The 14,801-nt window shown below is 75.4% G+C and carries 15 protein-coding genes; 5 read left to right on the plus strand and 10 right to left on the minus strand.

Annotated elements, in window-relative coordinates:
- Nucleotides 1–116: 116 nt before the first annotated feature.
- The 8 genes from ACFZAU_RS06290 to ACFZAU_RS06325 all read right to left on the minus strand — a co-directional run bounded on the left by ACFZAU_RS06290 (nt 117) and on the right by ACFZAU_RS06325 (nt 8,993).
- Entirely contained in the window at nt 117–2,756 is a 2,640-nt protein-coding gene (locus ACFZAU_RS06290) for a SpoIIE family protein phosphatase (protein ID WP_500551299.1), read from the minus strand.
- Between the two features lie 445 nt (nt 2,757–3,201).
- Nucleotides 3,202–3,609, minus strand: a complete 408-nt coding sequence (locus ACFZAU_RS06295) for a (deoxy)nucleoside triphosphate pyrophosphohydrolase (protein WP_500551300.1) — start codon at nt 3,607–3,609, stop codon at nt 3,202–3,204.
- Between the two features lie 27 nt (nt 3,610–3,636).
- Nucleotides 3,637–3,804 (minus strand): SPOR domain-containing protein, encoded by a 168-nt coding sequence (locus ACFZAU_RS06300; protein WP_361808082.1) that lies wholly within the window; start codon nt 3,802–3,804, stop codon nt 3,637–3,639.
- Complete coding sequence (locus ACFZAU_RS06305; protein ID WP_500551301.1) at nt 3,801–4,238, minus strand: RpiB/LacA/LacB family sugar-phosphate isomerase; 438 nt, start codon at nt 4,236–4,238, stop codon at nt 3,801–3,803. The genes ACFZAU_RS06300 and ACFZAU_RS06305 overlap by 4 nt, the downstream gene beginning before the upstream one ends.
- A gap of 290 nt (nt 4,239–4,528) precedes the next feature.
- Nucleotides 4,529–5,284, minus strand: a complete 756-nt coding sequence (locus ACFZAU_RS06310; protein WP_500551302.1) for a GntR family transcriptional regulator — start codon at nt 5,282–5,284, stop codon at nt 4,529–4,531.
- A 90-nt stretch (nt 5,285–5,374) separates the two neighbouring features.
- The gene (locus ACFZAU_RS06315; protein WP_500459173.1) at nt 5,375–6,661 is read right to left on the minus strand and encodes a M14 family zinc carboxypeptidase; all 1,287 of its coding nucleotides are present in this window, start codon (nt 6,659–6,661) and stop codon (nt 5,375–5,377) included.
- Nucleotides 6,662–6,828: 167 nt separating this feature from the next.
- Nucleotides 6,829–7,800: a hypothetical protein gene (locus ACFZAU_RS06320; protein ID WP_500459172.1), complete on the minus strand. Its 972-nt coding sequence runs from the start codon at nt 7,798–7,800 to the stop codon at nt 6,829–6,831.
- A 152-nt stretch (nt 7,801–7,952) separates the two neighbouring features.
- Nucleotides 7,953–8,993, minus strand: a complete 1,041-nt coding sequence (locus tag ACFZAU_RS06325; RefSeq protein WP_500551303.1) for a carboxymuconolactone decarboxylase family protein — start codon at nt 8,991–8,993, stop codon at nt 7,953–7,955.
- A gap of 212 nt (nt 8,994–9,205) precedes the next feature.
- On the opposite strand from ACFZAU_RS06325, the gene ACFZAU_RS06330 reads away from it, so the two are divergent.
- Together ACFZAU_RS06330 and ACFZAU_RS06335 are read left to right on the plus strand one after the other, a co-directional pair.
- The gene (locus ACFZAU_RS06330; protein WP_500551304.1) at nt 9,206–10,402 is read left to right on the plus strand and encodes a sensor histidine kinase; all 1,197 of its coding nucleotides are present in this window, start codon (nt 9,206–9,208) and stop codon (nt 10,400–10,402) included.
- Nucleotides 10,399–11,103: a response regulator gene (locus tag ACFZAU_RS06335; RefSeq protein ID WP_500459169.1), complete on the plus strand. Its 705-nt coding sequence runs from the start codon at nt 10,399–10,401 to the stop codon at nt 11,101–11,103. Before ACFZAU_RS06330 ends, ACFZAU_RS06335 begins: the two co-directional genes overlap by 4 nt.
- Here ACFZAU_RS06335 and ACFZAU_RS06340 read toward each other — a convergent pair.
- Entirely contained in the window at nt 11,042–12,112 is a 1,071-nt protein-coding gene (locus ACFZAU_RS06340) for a DUF4190 domain-containing protein (RefSeq protein ID WP_500551305.1), read from the minus strand. The genes ACFZAU_RS06335 and ACFZAU_RS06340 overlap by 62 nt on opposite strands.
- A 123-nt stretch (nt 12,113–12,235) precedes the next feature.
- On the opposite strand from ACFZAU_RS06340, the gene ACFZAU_RS06345 reads away from it, so the two are divergent.
- Nucleotides 12,236–12,709, plus strand: coding sequence for an SMI1/KNR4 family protein (locus ACFZAU_RS06345; RefSeq protein WP_500551306.1), 474 nt, complete (start codon nt 12,236–12,238; stop codon nt 12,707–12,709).
- Nucleotides 12,706–13,383 (plus strand): hypothetical protein, encoded by a 678-nt coding sequence (locus tag ACFZAU_RS06350; protein ID WP_500551307.1) that lies wholly within the window; start codon nt 12,706–12,708, stop codon nt 13,381–13,383. The genes ACFZAU_RS06345 and ACFZAU_RS06350 overlap by 4 nt, the downstream gene beginning before the upstream one ends.
- 108 nt (nt 13,384–13,491) lie before the next feature.
- Here the strand turns inward: ACFZAU_RS06350 and ACFZAU_RS06355 are convergent, their stop codons facing one another.
- The gene (locus ACFZAU_RS06355) at nt 13,492–13,899 is read right to left on the minus strand and encodes a hypothetical protein (protein WP_500551308.1); all 408 of its coding nucleotides are present in this window, start codon (nt 13,897–13,899) and stop codon (nt 13,492–13,494) included.
- A 269-nt stretch (nt 13,900–14,168) separates the two neighbouring features.
- Here ACFZAU_RS06355 and ACFZAU_RS06360 point away from each other — a divergent pair, with 269 nt between their 5' ends.
- Nucleotides 14,169–14,750, plus strand: coding sequence for a Uma2 family endonuclease (locus ACFZAU_RS06360; RefSeq protein WP_500551309.1), 582 nt, complete (start codon nt 14,169–14,171; stop codon nt 14,748–14,750).
- Nucleotides 14,751–14,801: the final 51 nt, after the last annotated feature.

Raw genomic sequence — 14,801 nt, forward strand, 5'->3', positions numbered from 1 at the left:
TTACCCCCGTTCCGCACATGCACTTGTCGATCACAGCATCATCTCGAGGCGTACGGATTCCGCCGACGCCCCACTTCAACTACCCTGCTCCGGCCCGCCGAACCGTGCGTGACCGGTCATCCGCGGGAGCCGCCCGCGGCGGCCGCCGGGCCGCCGGGGAGGGCGAGCTCGAACCACACCGTCTTGCCCAGCGGGCCGTGCCGCGTCCCCCAGCGCCGGGAGGCGTGGGCGACCAGTTGCAGCCCGCGGCCGCCCTCGTCCTCCTCGGCCGGGGCGCGCCTGCGGGGCGGGTCGGGCAGCGGGTCGGAGACCTCGACCAGCAACGACGTACCGCGCACCATGCGCACGCCGATCGGCCCGCGGGCGTACCGCAGGGAGTTGGTGACGAGTTCGCTGACGAGCAGCACGGTGACGTCGGTGAGCTCGCGCAGGCCCCATTCGGCGAGGGTCTCCCGTACGTGCCGCCGGGCACGGCGGACGGCGCTCGGCTCGGCCGAGAACGTCCAGTGGGCGGTGCTGCCCTCCGGGAGGCCGCCGAGGCGGGCCACGAGCAGGGCCACGTCGTCGGGTTCGCGGCCCTGGACGAGGGTAGCCAGCAGGTCGTCGCAGGCCTCCTCCAGGGAGCGCAGCGGACGGCGGGCGAGCACCGACCGCAGCCGGTCCATGCCGACGCCGATGTCCTCGCCGCGCGCCTCGACCAGGCCGTCGGTGTAGAGCACGAGGACGGAGGAGTCGGGCACGTCGAGCTCGACCGACTCGAACTCCACTCCGCCGACACCCAGCGGCACCCCGGCCGGGGAGTCCAGCAGCCGGGCCCGGCCGCCCCCGTGGACCGCGGGCTCCACCAGGACGGGCGGCGGGTGCCCGGCGCGGGCCACGGCGAGCCGCCGGGTGGAGGGGTCGTAGACGGCGTAGACGCAGGTCGCCGTCCAGCCCTCGGCGGTGCCCGCCGCGAGGTCGTCGCCGAGGTCGTCGACGCGGCGCAGCAGTTCCTCCGGCGCCATCTCCAACGCCGCCAGGGTCCGCACGGCGGTGCGCAGCCGGCCCATCGTCGCGGCGGCGCGCAGCCCGTGGCCGACGACATCGCCGACGACGAGGGCGACCCGGCCGCCGGCGAGCGGGATGACGTCGAACCAGTCGCCCCCCGCCGCCGCCCCGGTGCTGCCGGGGACGTAACGGAAGGCGAGGTCCACGCCGGGCGGCTCGGGCACGCTCCGCGGCAGCAGGCTGCGCTGCAGCATCAACGCGCCCTCGCGCTCACGGATGTAGAGGCGGGCGTTGTCCAGGGCGGCGGCGGAGCGGTCGCACAGCTCCATGGCGAGTTCGACGTTGTCCCGGTCGAAGGGTTCGCGCCCGCCGGCGCGGCTGACGACCAGCAGCCCGAGGACGATGCCGCGGGCCCGCAGCGGCGCGACCAGCAGGGAGTGGATGCCGAGGTCCACGGCGGCCTGCACCTTGGGGTCGCCCGGGAAGGTGGCGACGCCGTCGCGCAGTTCGTCCGCGCTGCGCACCAGGGCGGGCCGCGCGCTGTGCAGCACGGAGCCGAAGACGGACGCCCGGTCGACCTGGATGACCTTGCCGATGCCGAGCATCCGGTCGACCAGGGGCCCCTCCTTGACCGCCCCGATGCCGAGCTGGCGCATCTCGGTGCGCTCCCCGTACGGGGCGCCGGGCAGTTCGCCGCCGTCCGGCACGGCCGCGTGCAGGATCACCCCGCTGTAGTCGCTGAACCGCGGCACGACGGTCCTGGCCAGCTGCTCGGCGATCCGCCGCACGTCCAGCAGGTCCGCCAGGCGCGAGCCGACGTCGTTGAGCAGCGCCAGCCGGCGCCGGGTGCGCTCGATCTTCTCCGCGCTCTGCTGGCGCTCCGTCACGTCCATCACGCTGCAGCTGATGCCCAGCACCCGGCCCGCGCGGTCCTCCAGCCGGTGGTACGACACCGAGCGCCAGCCGCCGGAGGGGCCGGGCACGACGACGTCGATGACGGGGCGTCCGGTGGACAGCACGTGCCGCTGGAGGGTGGTCAGCTCGTCGGCGGCCCCGGCGGTCACGATCTCCTCGACGCGGTGGCCGAGGGTGTCCTCGGCGCGGACCTCGTTCATGCGCGTCAGTGCCTCGTTGACACGGACGTAGCGCAGCTCGGTGTCGAAGATGGCGACGCCCAGCGGCGAGGAGTCGAAGAGCGAGTCCAGGGCCGCCAGGTCGTGTTCCATGCCGCGGATCCGGCTCGTCTCGGCGATCGACACCAGGACGAAGGGCCGGCCGTCGCCGTCAACGAGGAGCGAGGCCCGCGCCTCGACCTGCACCCGGTGGCCGTCGCGGTGCCGGACGGCGAGGACGCCGTCCCAGCGGCCGGTGCGCAGCAACTCGGCCAGGATCCGCTCGCCGGGACCGGGCCGGGGCACGGAGGGCGTCCGCCGGACGGCGGCCACGGCTTCCGGGGGCCGCCCCGCCCGGCCGCCGTCCTCGGCGGGGTCGAGCAGGACGGAGATCCGGCGGCCCACGATGTGCTCGCCCGCCCAGCCGAGCATCTCCTCCGCGAGGGGGCTCCAGAGCAGGACCCGGCCGGAGGTGTCGAGCATGACGACGGCCAGCCGCAGGGTGTCGAGGAGCGTCCCGGATGCGATGGGCGGTCCGCCCGGCGCCCGTCCCGCGGGCCCCGGCTGGAGCCCGGCGTGGGCGCGCGCGTGCCCGGCCGGGGACCCGGGGCGTCCCGGGGCCTCGCCCTTCGCCGTGCCGTCCTCGCTCCCGCTCACGTGTGGGGACCCCAGACCATCGCAGGGCCACCGGCTCGGGGCCGGTCCCCGTCGGTGGATCAATCCCCCCATACCCGATATTCCGCACCGCATATCCGTCCCGGCGCGCCGCGGAGGGGGCGGGGAGGCCGCGGGGCCGGGGGGTGGGGAGGTCGGGGCGGCGCAAGGGCCCTGCGGGCTCGGCGATGTGGGGGTCGCGGGGCGTCCGGGCGCCGGGGGCGGCTGCGAGGGTGGGGGCCGGGGTGGTGGGACGTCCGGGCGGCGCGGGGCCCGGGAGTTCCCCTCCGGATCGCCGGGCGGCGGCCCCGCGGGGTCCGGGCCCGGGTCCCGGGCGAGGTCGCCGGGGCCCGTACGGGTCCGGAGCACGAGCGGGCCGGGTGGTCCGGGCGTCCGGCCGGGGCGGGCCCGCGTCCGGAGGGACCCGCGAGGAACGGGAGGGGCCGGGTCAGTCCCGGGGGGTGGCGCGGGTGGCGGCCCAGGTGGCGGCGGGGCGGTCCTGGTCGAGCCAGTCGACCTCGTCGAGGCGGTCGGGGGTGAGCCAGCGCAGCTCGTCGTGGTCCTCCAGGGGCCGGGGCTGCCCGGAGAGGATGCGGGCGGTCCACACCTGCAGGACGTAACCGGGCTTCAGGGGCCATTCCCCGGGGACCCGCTCCAGCGCCTCGGCCTCCACGCCCAGTTCCTCGCGGAGCTCACGGACCAGTGCCTGCGGCGCCGTCTCCCCGGGTTCGAGCTTCCCACCAGGCAGTTCCCAGCGCCCCGCCAGCTCCGGCGGCGCGCTGCGCCGTGCCGCGAGCAGCCGGCCCCGGTCGAGCACGGCCGCGCCGACCACCACCGTCACGTCGTGCGTCGTCATGGGCGGCACCCTATCCGCGGCGGACGGCTACGACGCGCGCCGGTCTATCCGCTCGATGAGGTAGAGCTGCTTGTGGCCGCGGGCGTCGAGGGTGTCGGCGACGCGTTCGGCCTCCTGCCGGGTGGCGTAGCGGCCGACCCGGTAGCGGTTGCCGTTGTCGTCCTGACGTATGACGACCCAGACCAGCTCGCTCATCGGATCTCCTCCAGGTGCGCCACGTTGGCCCGGTCGTCGTCCTCGTCGCTCGGGGCGCCGGCGAACCAGGCGTCGAGGATCTCCCGGAGCAGGGGCCCGCTGGTCAGGCGCAGGCTCAGGGCGAGGGCGTTGGCGTCGTTCCACTTGCGGGCGCCGTCCGCTGAGTACGCGTCGGCGCAGAGGGCGGCGCGCACGCCGGGCACCTTGTTGGCGGCGATGGAGGCGCCCGTGCCCGTCCAGCAGCACACGACGGCCTGGTCGGCGCGGCCCTCCGCGACCTGGCGGGCGGCGTTCTCCGCGCTCCAGGCCCAGTCCTCGCGGTCGCCGGCGCGCAGCGCGCCGTAGGCGACCACGGTGTGCCCGCGACGGCGCAGTTCGTCGACGACCAGTCGCGCGACCGGCTCGTCCATGTCCGAGGAAACGGCGATGCGCATATGCCGGAGCCTACGCCCGAACGTGACGCGCCGGACACGTTCGGGCAGTATTCGACTCGATCGGGCCATGTTCGATGGGGAGTTGACTCAGAAGGGGCTCTTGCCCGCGCCCTTCGTACATCGGTGTGCGCCCCGGCGCCGCCCTCCGCCCCGCGCGCACCCCCGGCGCCCCGCGGGCACGCGGCCCACCAGCGGCCTTGCCGGCGCCGGCGCACAACGGGCGCGGCCCGCGGCGCCGGGCCGGCGCGGCCCGGCCCGCTCCCCGGGCGCCGCCCGGCGCCCGAGGGGGGTCACTTCACCGGCATCCGGTACGACACCCGGTAGCGGTCGGCCGGGATGACGAGGTCCGCGGTCTCGACGGGCAGCCCCGACGCGTAGTACGTACGGCGGATCTCGATGACGACGTGGCCGGGCACCCCGCCGAGCACCGCGGTCTCCTCCGCGAGCCCGGGCCGGGCGCCGACGTCCTCGGCCACGTTGTCGACCACGACGTCGAGCGCCGCCATGCGCTCCACCACGCCCTGGCCGGCCAGCGGGCCCTCCTCGGGCAGCAGAACGGGCGAGCGGCCGGTCACCGACAGCGGCTCCCAGGAGGTGGCGAGCATCATCGGCTCGCCCTCCGTCCGGTAGAGGTAGCGCGTGCGCATCACGCGGTCGCCGGGCTTGACGCCCAGCCGCTCGGCGATGCGCGCGTTCGCCGTGTCCTGGAAGCTGTTCGACTCCCAGGTGCCCTTGAAGCCCTCGTCGGCCTGCTCCTGCCGGAACGGCGTCGCCTGGCCGCTGCCGGGACGGTAGCCCGTGCGCACGACCAGCCGCGGGTCGGGGCGCTCGCGCACGTACGTCCCGGAACCGGAACGGCCCTCGACGAAGCCCTCGGCCATCAGCACCTTGCGGGCCTCGAGGGCGACGGTGTCCGACACCCCGTACTCGGCGCGGATGCGGGCCTGCGAGGGCAGGCGGGTGTGCGGAGGGAGGCTGCCGTCGAGGATCTTCCGGCGGAGATCCTCGGCGACGCGCAGGTACGCGGGCTGCTCACCGAAAGGCACGTGCCCCTCCCTCGGGTTGACTGTGTGCAACAGCTTGACAACTCAGGGTTGCCACCCGCAAGCCTTCCGCAAGGCTTTACCCGTGTCGCGTCACCCGGGCAGCAGATCGAAGGCCGCCAGGACCACCCTGGCGTGCTGCTCCGCCTGGTGCCGCACCGGGATCCAGCGGGCCCGGTGCGCCGTCGCGTACGCCTCGCACCAGTCCGCCACCAGCCGCTCCAGCAGTTCCCGCACGGCCGCCGACGGGACGGGCGGCAGCTCCGCCGCACGGACCACCCGCAGCAGCATCGCGGCGGCGCGCAACGGCAGTCGCTGCGCGTAGATCTCGACGCTGCTGACCCGGGCCCGGGTCATCGCGGGCAGCGGCGGCGCGGCCGCCGTGCGCAGCGCCGGGTCCCAGTCGGCGGCGAGCGCCGGACCGACCGCGACGATCTCCTGCGCAGCGCGCAGCAACGGCCCGCCGTCGTCGGGCAGGTGCGGCCGGACCTCCCCGATGAGCCCGCCGACCAGCAGGCTGGCGCGGCGCAGCGCCTCCCCCGCGGTGCGCAGCGCCCCGTCGGCACCCGGGTGCGGCGAGGTGTCCGCGGCGCGGTCGCACGCCCACATGGGCACCTCCGCTATCGCGGTCACCCCGCCGTACCGGTGGGCGTACGTCCAGGTGGAGTTGGAGGCGTCCTCGGGCGGGCCGCCGGGCGGCGGCAGCACGTACACCCCGGGGCCGGGGCTCGGCCAGTGGAAGGCGTCGGAGGAGCCGGCCTCCAGGGGGATGTCGAACTCGGCGGCGGACTTGGCGATCCGCTCCGCCAGTCGTGGAATGTCCCGGGTCACCTGGATGAAGGTGCCGCCCACGTCGATGCCGTGCAGCGAGCACTGCAGCACCGGCCGCAGCTCGTCGATGACCCCGATCAGCGCCCGGGTCTCGGGCAGGGCCCCGTCCAGGGTGCCGTCGTCCGGCAGCCACTCGGGCTGCTCCGCGGCGCGCGGGCGGAAGAAGTGGCGGTAGTGGCCGAGCATCGTGAACCGGGCGTCGGGGACGGCCTCGTTGAGCCGGGCCCCGTCCGGGTCCGCGCACAGCAGGAAGTGCCAGGCGGCGTCGGTCCCGTCGCGCAGCGCGGGGTCGGCGGTGACCCGGCGGGCCAGCAGCAGCGCGGTGGCGCCGCCGACCATCTCGTTGGCGTGCGGGCCCGCCACCACCAGGACGTTGCGCGATCCGTGCCCGACCGAGAGCAGCAGCAGCGGCTCCCCGGCCCGGGACAGGCCCACCGTCCGCAGCCGGCAGACGTCGGGCCTGCGCAGCGCCAGGGCCCTGGCCGCCGCGGCGACCTCGTCCACGGTCGGGTAGCGCTCGCCGACGGCGGTGTCCCCCGGAGATGTCATGCGGCCCCCCGCCTCGGTCCCTACGGTCAGGTTCGGATTGTTCCAATCCGTACGGAGCGGGGGCTAGAGCGCGTAGGGCGGCTGTCCGGCCCGGCACGACGGAGGGGTACGACTGCTGACGTAGCCGTACCCCTCCTCCGCACGGCGGGTGCGGGTGCCTGCGAAGGTCAGTGCCGGCGGGCGGCCTGACGGCGACGGGTCGCGACGACCACGGCGCCACCGGCGGCCAGCAGCACGGCCGCGGCGGCCGAGAGCATGCCGACGTTGCCGCTGCCGGTCTCGGCGAGGTCGCCCGAGCCGCCGTTGGGGGACTCGGAGGTCTCGGCCTCGACGGACCCGGACGGGGAGGCGGAGGCCGAGGCCGACGCCTCCTCGGAGGCGGGGGCGGTGTCCGAGGGGGTCGCGGTCGCGGCGGGGGTGGTCTCCTCGCCGCCGGCCGGCGTGGTCTCGTCACCGGCGGGGGTGGTCTCGTCGCCCGCGGGGGTGGTCGGGGTGTCGGTGGCCGGGGTGGACGGGACGGTCTGCGTGGTGCAGTCCTTCGTGCCGCCGTTCCACCAGGCGATCTTCTTGTCGCCGATGACCGCGTGGTCCGGGCCCTCGGGCAGGTCGCCGTGCTCGTAGCCGTCGTTGGCGTCCAGGACGCCGTCGTACTTCTTGTTGCCGTAGTACAGGTCGACCTGCGCGAAGCAGGTGACGTCCGGGACGGCCACGTCGAGCGTGTCGGTGCCGGTGGTGATCTTCACGGTGTCCCAGTCGTGGAACACCTGCTTGCCCGACGTCTGGAAGGTGGCGCCGTGGGTGCGGTAGGAGGCGAGGGACACGGTGCAGGACGAGGAGCCGTCCGCGACCCGGACCTTGACGTGGACCTTGCCGTCCTCGCCGGGCTTGAGGTTGACGTCGTCGACCTTGACCGACGGGTACCAGGCCGTACCGTCGAGCGAGAACTCGCAGCGGTCGGTGGAGGTCTTGGTGCCACCGCCCTGGCCGGGCTTGTAGCCGTGGTGGCCACCGCGGTCCCAGCCCTTGCCGCCCGGGCAGTCGCCGGCCCAGGCGGAGGTGGCACCCACGGCGGTGAGGGCGACGGCCGCGGCGCTCACGCCCAGCAGCCGTCCGACGGTGACACGTCGCGATATGGACATGCAGAACCCAATCTTGGCGTTGCGTGGCCCGGCGGGCGCGGCTGACGGCAGCTCTCCCCGTACGTGAGCAGGCCGAGGCGTCACCGGGCGAGTGGTCGAAGTGCACACGGGGCTCATCGGCCCCAGTGGCACCACGCATCGTCGTGGTTCTGTCAATGGGCTGTCAACCTGGGGCGACGCAAAGACTCGTGGAGCGAGGTTTCGATCCTGCTCACGGCGGTCATGGCGCCGAAGGCCAGCAGCCGCACCAGATCGGCGTCGTAGGGGTCGGGATCGGCGATCCGCCAGGCCTCCGCGTCGGCCTCGGTGATCCGGTACGGGGCGAGGGCGGCGAGCAACGCCAGCCGGGCGCCGGGACGTTCGGCGGCGGCTACGGCTGCGAGCGCCGCGGCGGCCGGATCGCCGCCGAGCGGCGGCGGCGTGCCGTCCCAGGCGTCCACGGCGGCCACGACCGCCTCCCGGGCCGTGTCCCCGAGCCGTTCCCCGCCGGCGGCCGCGGCCCGCCGCAGCGCCGCGAAGGCGGTGCCCACCGGGGCGTCGGCGGCCCACCGCGGCACGGGCCCTGCCGGGCCGCGCAGCAGGGGCAGGCTGGCCCCGGCCGGCAGCGGCCTGCGGACGGTGCGGGCCAGCGCCCGGCCGCCGAGGCTGCGCACCAGCCGCAGCCGCTGCAGCCCGCCGGGGAGCAGGTCCTCGGTCAGCAGCGCGGACACCATCCGGTTGACGAAGTGGAAGGCGAGGGCGGTGCCGACGAACTCCGGCGCGTCCCGCGGGGCGAAGGGGTACGCCGCGGCCGCCGGGGCGCCGGGGGTCGCGGTCGCCCTGCCCCAGGCGACCAGCGCCGCCTGCCCGGGGTCGCCCGGCGTGCCGCCGCGGGCGACGGTCTCGGCGAGACGGTGGTCGCCGGTGGCGTGCAGCAGGACGGTGTGGGCGTCCACGCAGAACGGGCAGCGGTTCGCCGCCGACACCCCGACGGCGACCAGTTCCTTGTCGGCCCGCGGTACGCGGCCGGCGAGCAGCGACTCGCGCAGCACGGCCCAGGCCGCCGCGAGCAGGTCGGGGGCGGCCGACAACGCCACGAAGGTGGGCGCGTGACCGATGCCGAAGTCGGCGGCGAGCTGGGCGTAGACCGCGGCGGTCCGGCCCGTGGCGCCGCCGGGCGGCGCGGGGGTGGTGAGACGGAAGGGCGTGGGCATGGCCGGGCCTCCTCGCTGACGGGCTCGTGGACGCTGGTGTGCGCGACGGGTCGATCGTGGCCGTCCGGGGTCCGTCCGGTCGTCGTCCGCGGGAAGGGACCTGCCGCTGCTCCGGGCGCCGCGGGCGCGGGCCGCACTACTCCGCCGGGAGTAGCCGCGGAGCCGTCTTCGGGGAGGACGTGCCGCCCGGCGCGGCGGCGTAGGGTGCGGGCATGGGTGGCACGCTGATCGGGCGTCAGGGATGGGCCGGGCTGCGGGGGTGGCGAGGCCTCGCCTTCGACGCCGTGGCGGGTCTCGTCCTCGCCGCGGGAGTCCTGCTGCTGCCCGGCGGGCCGCACCCCGCGAACGCCCTCGACCTGGCACTGGGCCTGGTGGGCACGCTGGCCGTGTGCGGGAGCCGCCGCCGTCCCGCGGCCGCGCTGCTGCTGTGCACCGGCTGCATGCTGGCGTACGCGCTGCGGGTGCACCCCGGGCCCTCGGCGGCGTTCCCCGTGCTGGTCGCCGTCCACATGACCGTCAGGGCGGGCGGCAAGCGGCTTCCGGTGCAGGTGTCGGCCCTGACGTTCCTCGCCGGCTACCTCGCCTCCGGGCAGCCCGCGCCCACCTCCGCGCAGTCCACCGCGCTGCTGCTCGGCTGGTTCCTGGCCTCGGTCGCCATGGCCGTGGTGGGCCGGCACCGCCGGGCCTACCTGGAGCAGTTGGAGCGACGGGCCCTGGACGCCGAACGCACCCGTGAGGAGGCCGCGTTGCGCCGGGCCGGCGAGGAGCGGCTGCGGATCGCCCGGGAGCTGCACGACTCGCTCACCCACAGCATCTCGATCATCAAACTACAGGCCGGGGTCGCCGTGCACCTGGCCCGCAAGCGCGGCGAGGAGGTGCCCGACACGCTGCTGGCGATCCAGGAGGCGAGCGGGGAGGCGATGCGGGAGCTGCGCGCCACCCTGGAGGTGCTGCGCGGCACCGGCGGCGGTCACGGGCTGGACCGGATCGAGGACCTGGTGGAGCGCTCGCGCACGGCCGGGCTGCCGACCAGCGTCACGGTCGGCGGACGCGAACGGCCGCTGGCCGACGGGGTCGACCGGGCCGCGTACCGCATCGTGCAGGAGGCGCTCACCAACGTCACCCGGCACGCCGGGCCGGCGCCCCGGGCCACCGTCCGCATCGAGTACGGCGACCGGGAACTGGTCGTGCAGGTCGACGACGACGGCACGGCGACCCCCGCCGACGGCACGGTGCCCGGGGTCGGGCTGACCGGGATGCGGGAGCGGGTGGCCGCGCTCGGCGGACGGCTGCGGGTGGGGCCGCGGCCCGAGGGCGGATTCTCCGTACGGGCCGAACTCCCCCTGGACGCGCTGCCGGCGGCCGCCGCGGCGAAGCCGGGCGGGGCGCCGCTGGAGGAGGTGTCGTGATCCGTGTGCTGATCGTCGACGACCAGGCGCTGATGCGGGCCGGTTTCCGCGCCCTGCTCGACGCCGAGGAGGGCATCGAGGTGGTGGCCGAGGCGGGCGACGGGCAGCAGGGCGTCGAACTCGCCCGGCGGCACGTGCCCGACGTGGTGCTCCTGGACGTCCAGATGCCGGTGCTCGACGGGATCGGCGCGACCCGGCTGATCGCCGCCGACCCGCGGCTGGCCGGGGTGCACGTGGTCATCCTCACCAACTACGGCCTGGACGAGTACGTCTTCGACGCGCTGCGCGCCGGCGCCAGCGGCTTCCTGCTGAAGGACACCGAACCCGCCGACCTCGTCCAGGCCATCCACGTCGCCCGGCGCGGCGACGCCCTGCTCTCCCCCGCCATCACCCGCAGGCTGATCGGCGAGTTCGTGTCACGGCCGCCCGACGCCACACATGTGGCGGGCCTGGAGGCGCTGACCAACCGGGAGCGCGAGGTGCTCGCGCTCGTCGCCCGCGGGCTCAGCAACGACGAGGTCGCCGGACGGATGGTCATCAGCCCGCTGACCGCCAAGACCCATGTGAGCCGCGCGATGACCAAGCTGGGTGCCCGCGACCGCGCCCAACTCGTCGTCTACGCCTACGAGTCCGGGCTGATCACACCGAAGGGTTCGCCGCCGCGACCGTCGTGGCCAGCCCCAGTGCCTCCCGGGCCCTGACGGCCTCGCCGTGACCGCTGTGGGCGTCGGCGGCCTCGTAGTGCTCGTAGTAGGCGTCCGCGTCCTCCGCCTCGGCGGCCCTGGCCCACAGGACGCGGGCCTTCCCGGCCTCCGCCGCGAGCGCCGCGACCGGTTCCGCGGCGCGGGCCGGCCAGTGGTGGGCCTCGAGCGCCCGGGCCTCCGCGGCGAGGGCCACCGCGACCCGGCCGGCCCACTCCCGGTAGCCGTCGAGGTCGTCCTCGACGTACTCCTCCTCGGGCCCCTTGGCCATGACCTCGTTGAGGGCGCCGGCGGCCTCGAGGTAGGCGAGCTGGTGCGCGTCGAGGGTGCTCGCGTCCTGCCGCAACGAGCCCTCGAGCGTCCCCTTCGCCTTGCCGAACACGCAGGTCACAGCGCGGTCGCCGAGCTTCCAGCTCTCCCGGTCCGGGGCGTAGTAGTACACCTTGACGTCCGGCGGGACCGCCCAGCTGTCCATGGCGTAGCCGTCGGCCAGCCGTCGGCAGCGCTCCTCCACACGCTCCTCGAGCGCCGCGTCGCCCGGGTAGTCCTGGGACCCGGGCAGCCGGAACGCCCCGACCACCTCCGCCGCGTGCCGCCGGGCGCAGGGCACGGCGTCCATGCCGGCGGCCGGGTCCTCCACGCCGGCGCCGGAGGTGCCGAAGCACTCGCCCCGGCGCAGCGAGAGCGCGCCGCCGTCCCGCGCCCCGTCCCGGGCGCCCTCCTTGAAGCCCTTGACGAAGCCGCCCGCGCCACCGGCGAGCACGAACGCGCACAGCAGCGTGCCGACGGCCGACAGCACCAGCCCGGTGACGGCCATGCCCCTGCCGTGCGCGCCCGTCCGCCTGATCTGCACCAGCGCGATGCTCCCCAGCACGACACCGGCCACCGGCGGCAAGCACAGCAGCCCGGTCACCAGCGCGGCCACGGCGAGCCCGTTCAGCGGCGCCCGCCGCGCCACGGGCGGGAGCACCGGCCGGTCGGGGTACGAGGGAAACGACGGAGGCTGCACGGAACGGCTCCTCACGGAAGGGCGAAGCGACGAACGCCCGCGCGAATATATCCCTCCCCCGGCCCCCTGCATCCGGTGGCCACCGCTAGGGTTCCGTCGCACACGTCCAAGGGGGGAGTCACGTTGTCCGCCGCAACGGCCGAACACGCCTGGGACCGCATCGACTCCTGGCTCGCCGCCCACGCCCCGGGGACGTTCGCCATGCTCCACCCGCCCGCGCCGGAGGGGGAGATCGCCGCGACGCAGCGTCGCATGGGCGTCACCTTCCCGCCGGACCTGGTGGCCACGCTGCGCCGGCACGACGGGGCGGACGAGGACTTCGCCCTGCCGACACACGACGGCCTGCTGGGCGCACGCGGGTGCGAGGAACGGTCCGGATTCCTGCGCGGCATGCTGGCCGAGGTCCTTGACGGGGACGGCGAGGAGAACGACGGCGCCTACTGGCACCACCACTTCGTGCAGTTCGCCTCCTACGTCATCACCGCGGACGGCCTGACCGTGGACTGCCGCCCCGGCGCGTCCTTCGGCGCGGTCGGCCGTTTCTTCGACGAGTCCGGCACGGACTTCGGCATGCCCCGTCGCTGGGGGCGTACTTGACCGACGTAGCGGACAGCCTGGAGGGCGGGCGCCCCTTCCAGGGCGGACGGCGGTGGCCCGTCGTCAGCGACGGCGTCCTGGAGTGGGACGACTCCGAGCGCGCCCACCCGGAGTGGGGCGATCCGTCGGACCCGCTGCCCTCCCCCGACGACGCCTCGCTGCCGCCACTGCCGCCGCACGGCTCCGAGGAGCCGCTGCCCGTGCTCCACGTGCGCGGGCTGGGCGGCCTCGGCGCGCTCCTGGCCACGCTTCCCCGTGCGACGGTCGCCACCGCCGCCGTCCGGCAGATGCGCCGGCTGGCCGAGGAGAGCGGCCTGGCCCGGTACTCCGAGGTCAGCGAGACCCTGGACGCCCTCGCCGGCGACCGGCCCGTCGCACTCACCGGCACCGGCCCGCTCGGGCTCCGGCTGCGCCAGGTGCGCCGCGACGCGTCCGCCCTCGGCGACGCCGTCCGCGGACAGGCCGTGGTGTGCCTCGTGCTGCTGCTCACCGACCTCCCGCTCCGGGCACTGGTGAGGACGGCCGACGTCCGCGCCCGGATCGTGCCCGCGCGAGACGCCGAACTCCATGCCGACCTCGGCTCCCCGCCACTTCCGCCGGAACCGGACGCGGCGTTCTGGACCGCACTCGACAACCCCGCGATCGACGCGGGCCGTCCGGGGTCGGGCGCGTGACGGTACGAAGGCCGGCGGACGCACGGTGGCTGGTCTGCTTCGACAGCATCGACCCGGTGGCCGCCGACCCGGCCCCGTACCCCGTAGGCGATGCGGGGCGGGGCGGGTTCAGGACGGGCAGAGGGTCTGCTCCAGCACCGCGTTGATGGCCTTGGCCTCTTCCTCCGTGACCTGGTGGCCGGCGCTGCCGAAGCGCGACTGGGCCGCGGCCACCGCGTTGCCGCCGCCGGTGACGGTGGCGCACTGCTGGCGCGCGTTGGCCACGGCCTTGTCGGCGTCGGCGGCCAGGGCCGGGTCGACCGCCTTGAGCGCGGCCACCAGCGCCGCGCGTTCGGCCCCGGTCGGCTCCTGCGGGACGCCCTCGCTGATGTCCGGCACCTTCGAACCGGGTGCCCCGGCGGACGGCGTGGCGCCGCCGCCGGGCTCGCCGGTGTCGTCGCTGCCGGAGCTGCAGGCGGGGACCGCGAGGAGTACGGCGGCGAGCAGCGCCGCGGCACTGAGGCGTGTACGCATCATGCCCGCCATGGTGGCGCCCGGCGCCCCCAGCCTCCGCCGCTGCGCGGTTTCCGTCGCCGTGCTGTGACCTACGGGGGACAACGATCGGCTGCCCGTCACCTTGCGCGGCCGTCGCGGGTCGCTACCAGTCGTATCGCAGCCCGAGCGCCGGCGCCTGAGGGTCGGCGACCACCGAGTCGTGCGATCTCTCAAGCGCACGGACATATGGCGCGCCCCGGGCCGGGATGGTTGGCCCTCCAGCCTGAGCTGCGGGCCGCTAGCGTGAAGCCATGACCGCACTGCCCGACTGGATGCGCCCGCCGCGCGCGGAAGGCTGGTTCGCGGAGGACCTGGACCACCTCCCGGAAGCGCCGCGCCACACCGAGCTGATCGACGGAGCCCTCGTCTTCATGATGTCGCCCCAGAGGTGGTGGCACGGCCACCTCGTCACCATGCTCACCGTCGCACTCATGGAGCAGGTGCCCGCCGGCACCCGAGTCGGCCGCGAGATGACCATCAAGCTCGACCAGCGCAACCGTCCCGAACCGGACCTGCTGGTGACGACGGCCGATTTCGACGGCGACCGTACCTGGTTCGCACCGGAGGATGTCCGGCTCGTCGTCGAGGTCGTCTCCCCGGAGTCCGCCCATCGCGATCGCACAGTAAAACTCCGCAAGTACGCGGAGGCCGGCATCCCGCACTACTGGTGCATCGAGGACGAGGACGGGGCACCTGTCGTCCACGTCTACGAGCTCGACGAACCCACCGGCGCCTACGCGCCCGCCGGGATCTTCCGAGGCACCCTCCAGCGCCCGGTGCCCTTCCCGGTCAGCCTGGACCTCGACAAGCTCACGCCACCCCGAAGCAGTTGAAAAGTCAGCACCAAGTCAGCACGGGAATGCAGAAGGGGTCGGACTCACCAG

Origin of the sequence: Streptomyces sp. NPDC008238, from assembly GCF_042956445.1 — a bacterium.
Lineage (GTDB): Bacteria > Actinomycetota > Actinomycetes > Streptomycetales > Streptomycetaceae > Actinacidiphila.

Coding starts and splice junctions, on each gene's coding strand:
- ACFZAU_RS06320 (WP_500459172.1), bottom strand. CDS start 7,800: ATGTCCATATCGCGACGTGTCACCGTCGGACGGCTGCTGGGCGTGAGC.
- ACFZAU_RS06360 (WP_500551309.1), top strand. CDS start 14,169: ATGACCGCACTGCCCGACTGGATGCGCCCGCCGCGCGCGGAAGGCTGG.
- ACFZAU_RS06330 (WP_500551304.1), top strand. CDS start 9,206: ATGGGTGGCACGCTGATCGGGCGTCAGGGATGGGCCGGGCTGCGGGGG.
- ACFZAU_RS06355 (WP_500551308.1), bottom strand. CDS start 13,899: ATGATGCGTACACGCCTCAGTGCCGCGGCGCTGCTCGCCGCCGTACTC.
- ACFZAU_RS06295 (WP_500551300.1), bottom strand. CDS start 3,609: ATGACGACGCACGACGTGACGGTGGTGGTCGGCGCGGCCGTGCTCGAC.
- ACFZAU_RS06315 (WP_500459173.1), bottom strand. CDS start 6,661: ATGACATCTCCGGGGGACACCGCCGTCGGCGAGCGCTACCCGACCGTG.
- ACFZAU_RS06305 (WP_500551301.1), bottom strand. CDS start 4,238: ATGCGCATCGCCGTTTCCTCGGACATGGACGAGCCGGTCGCGCGACTG.
- ACFZAU_RS06325 (WP_500551303.1), bottom strand. CDS start 8,993: ATGCCCACGCCCTTCCGTCTCACCACCCCCGCGCCGCCCGGCGGCGCC.
- ACFZAU_RS06300 (WP_361808082.1), bottom strand. CDS start 3,804: ATGAGCGAGCTGGTCTGGGTCGTCATACGTCAGGACGACAACGGCAAC.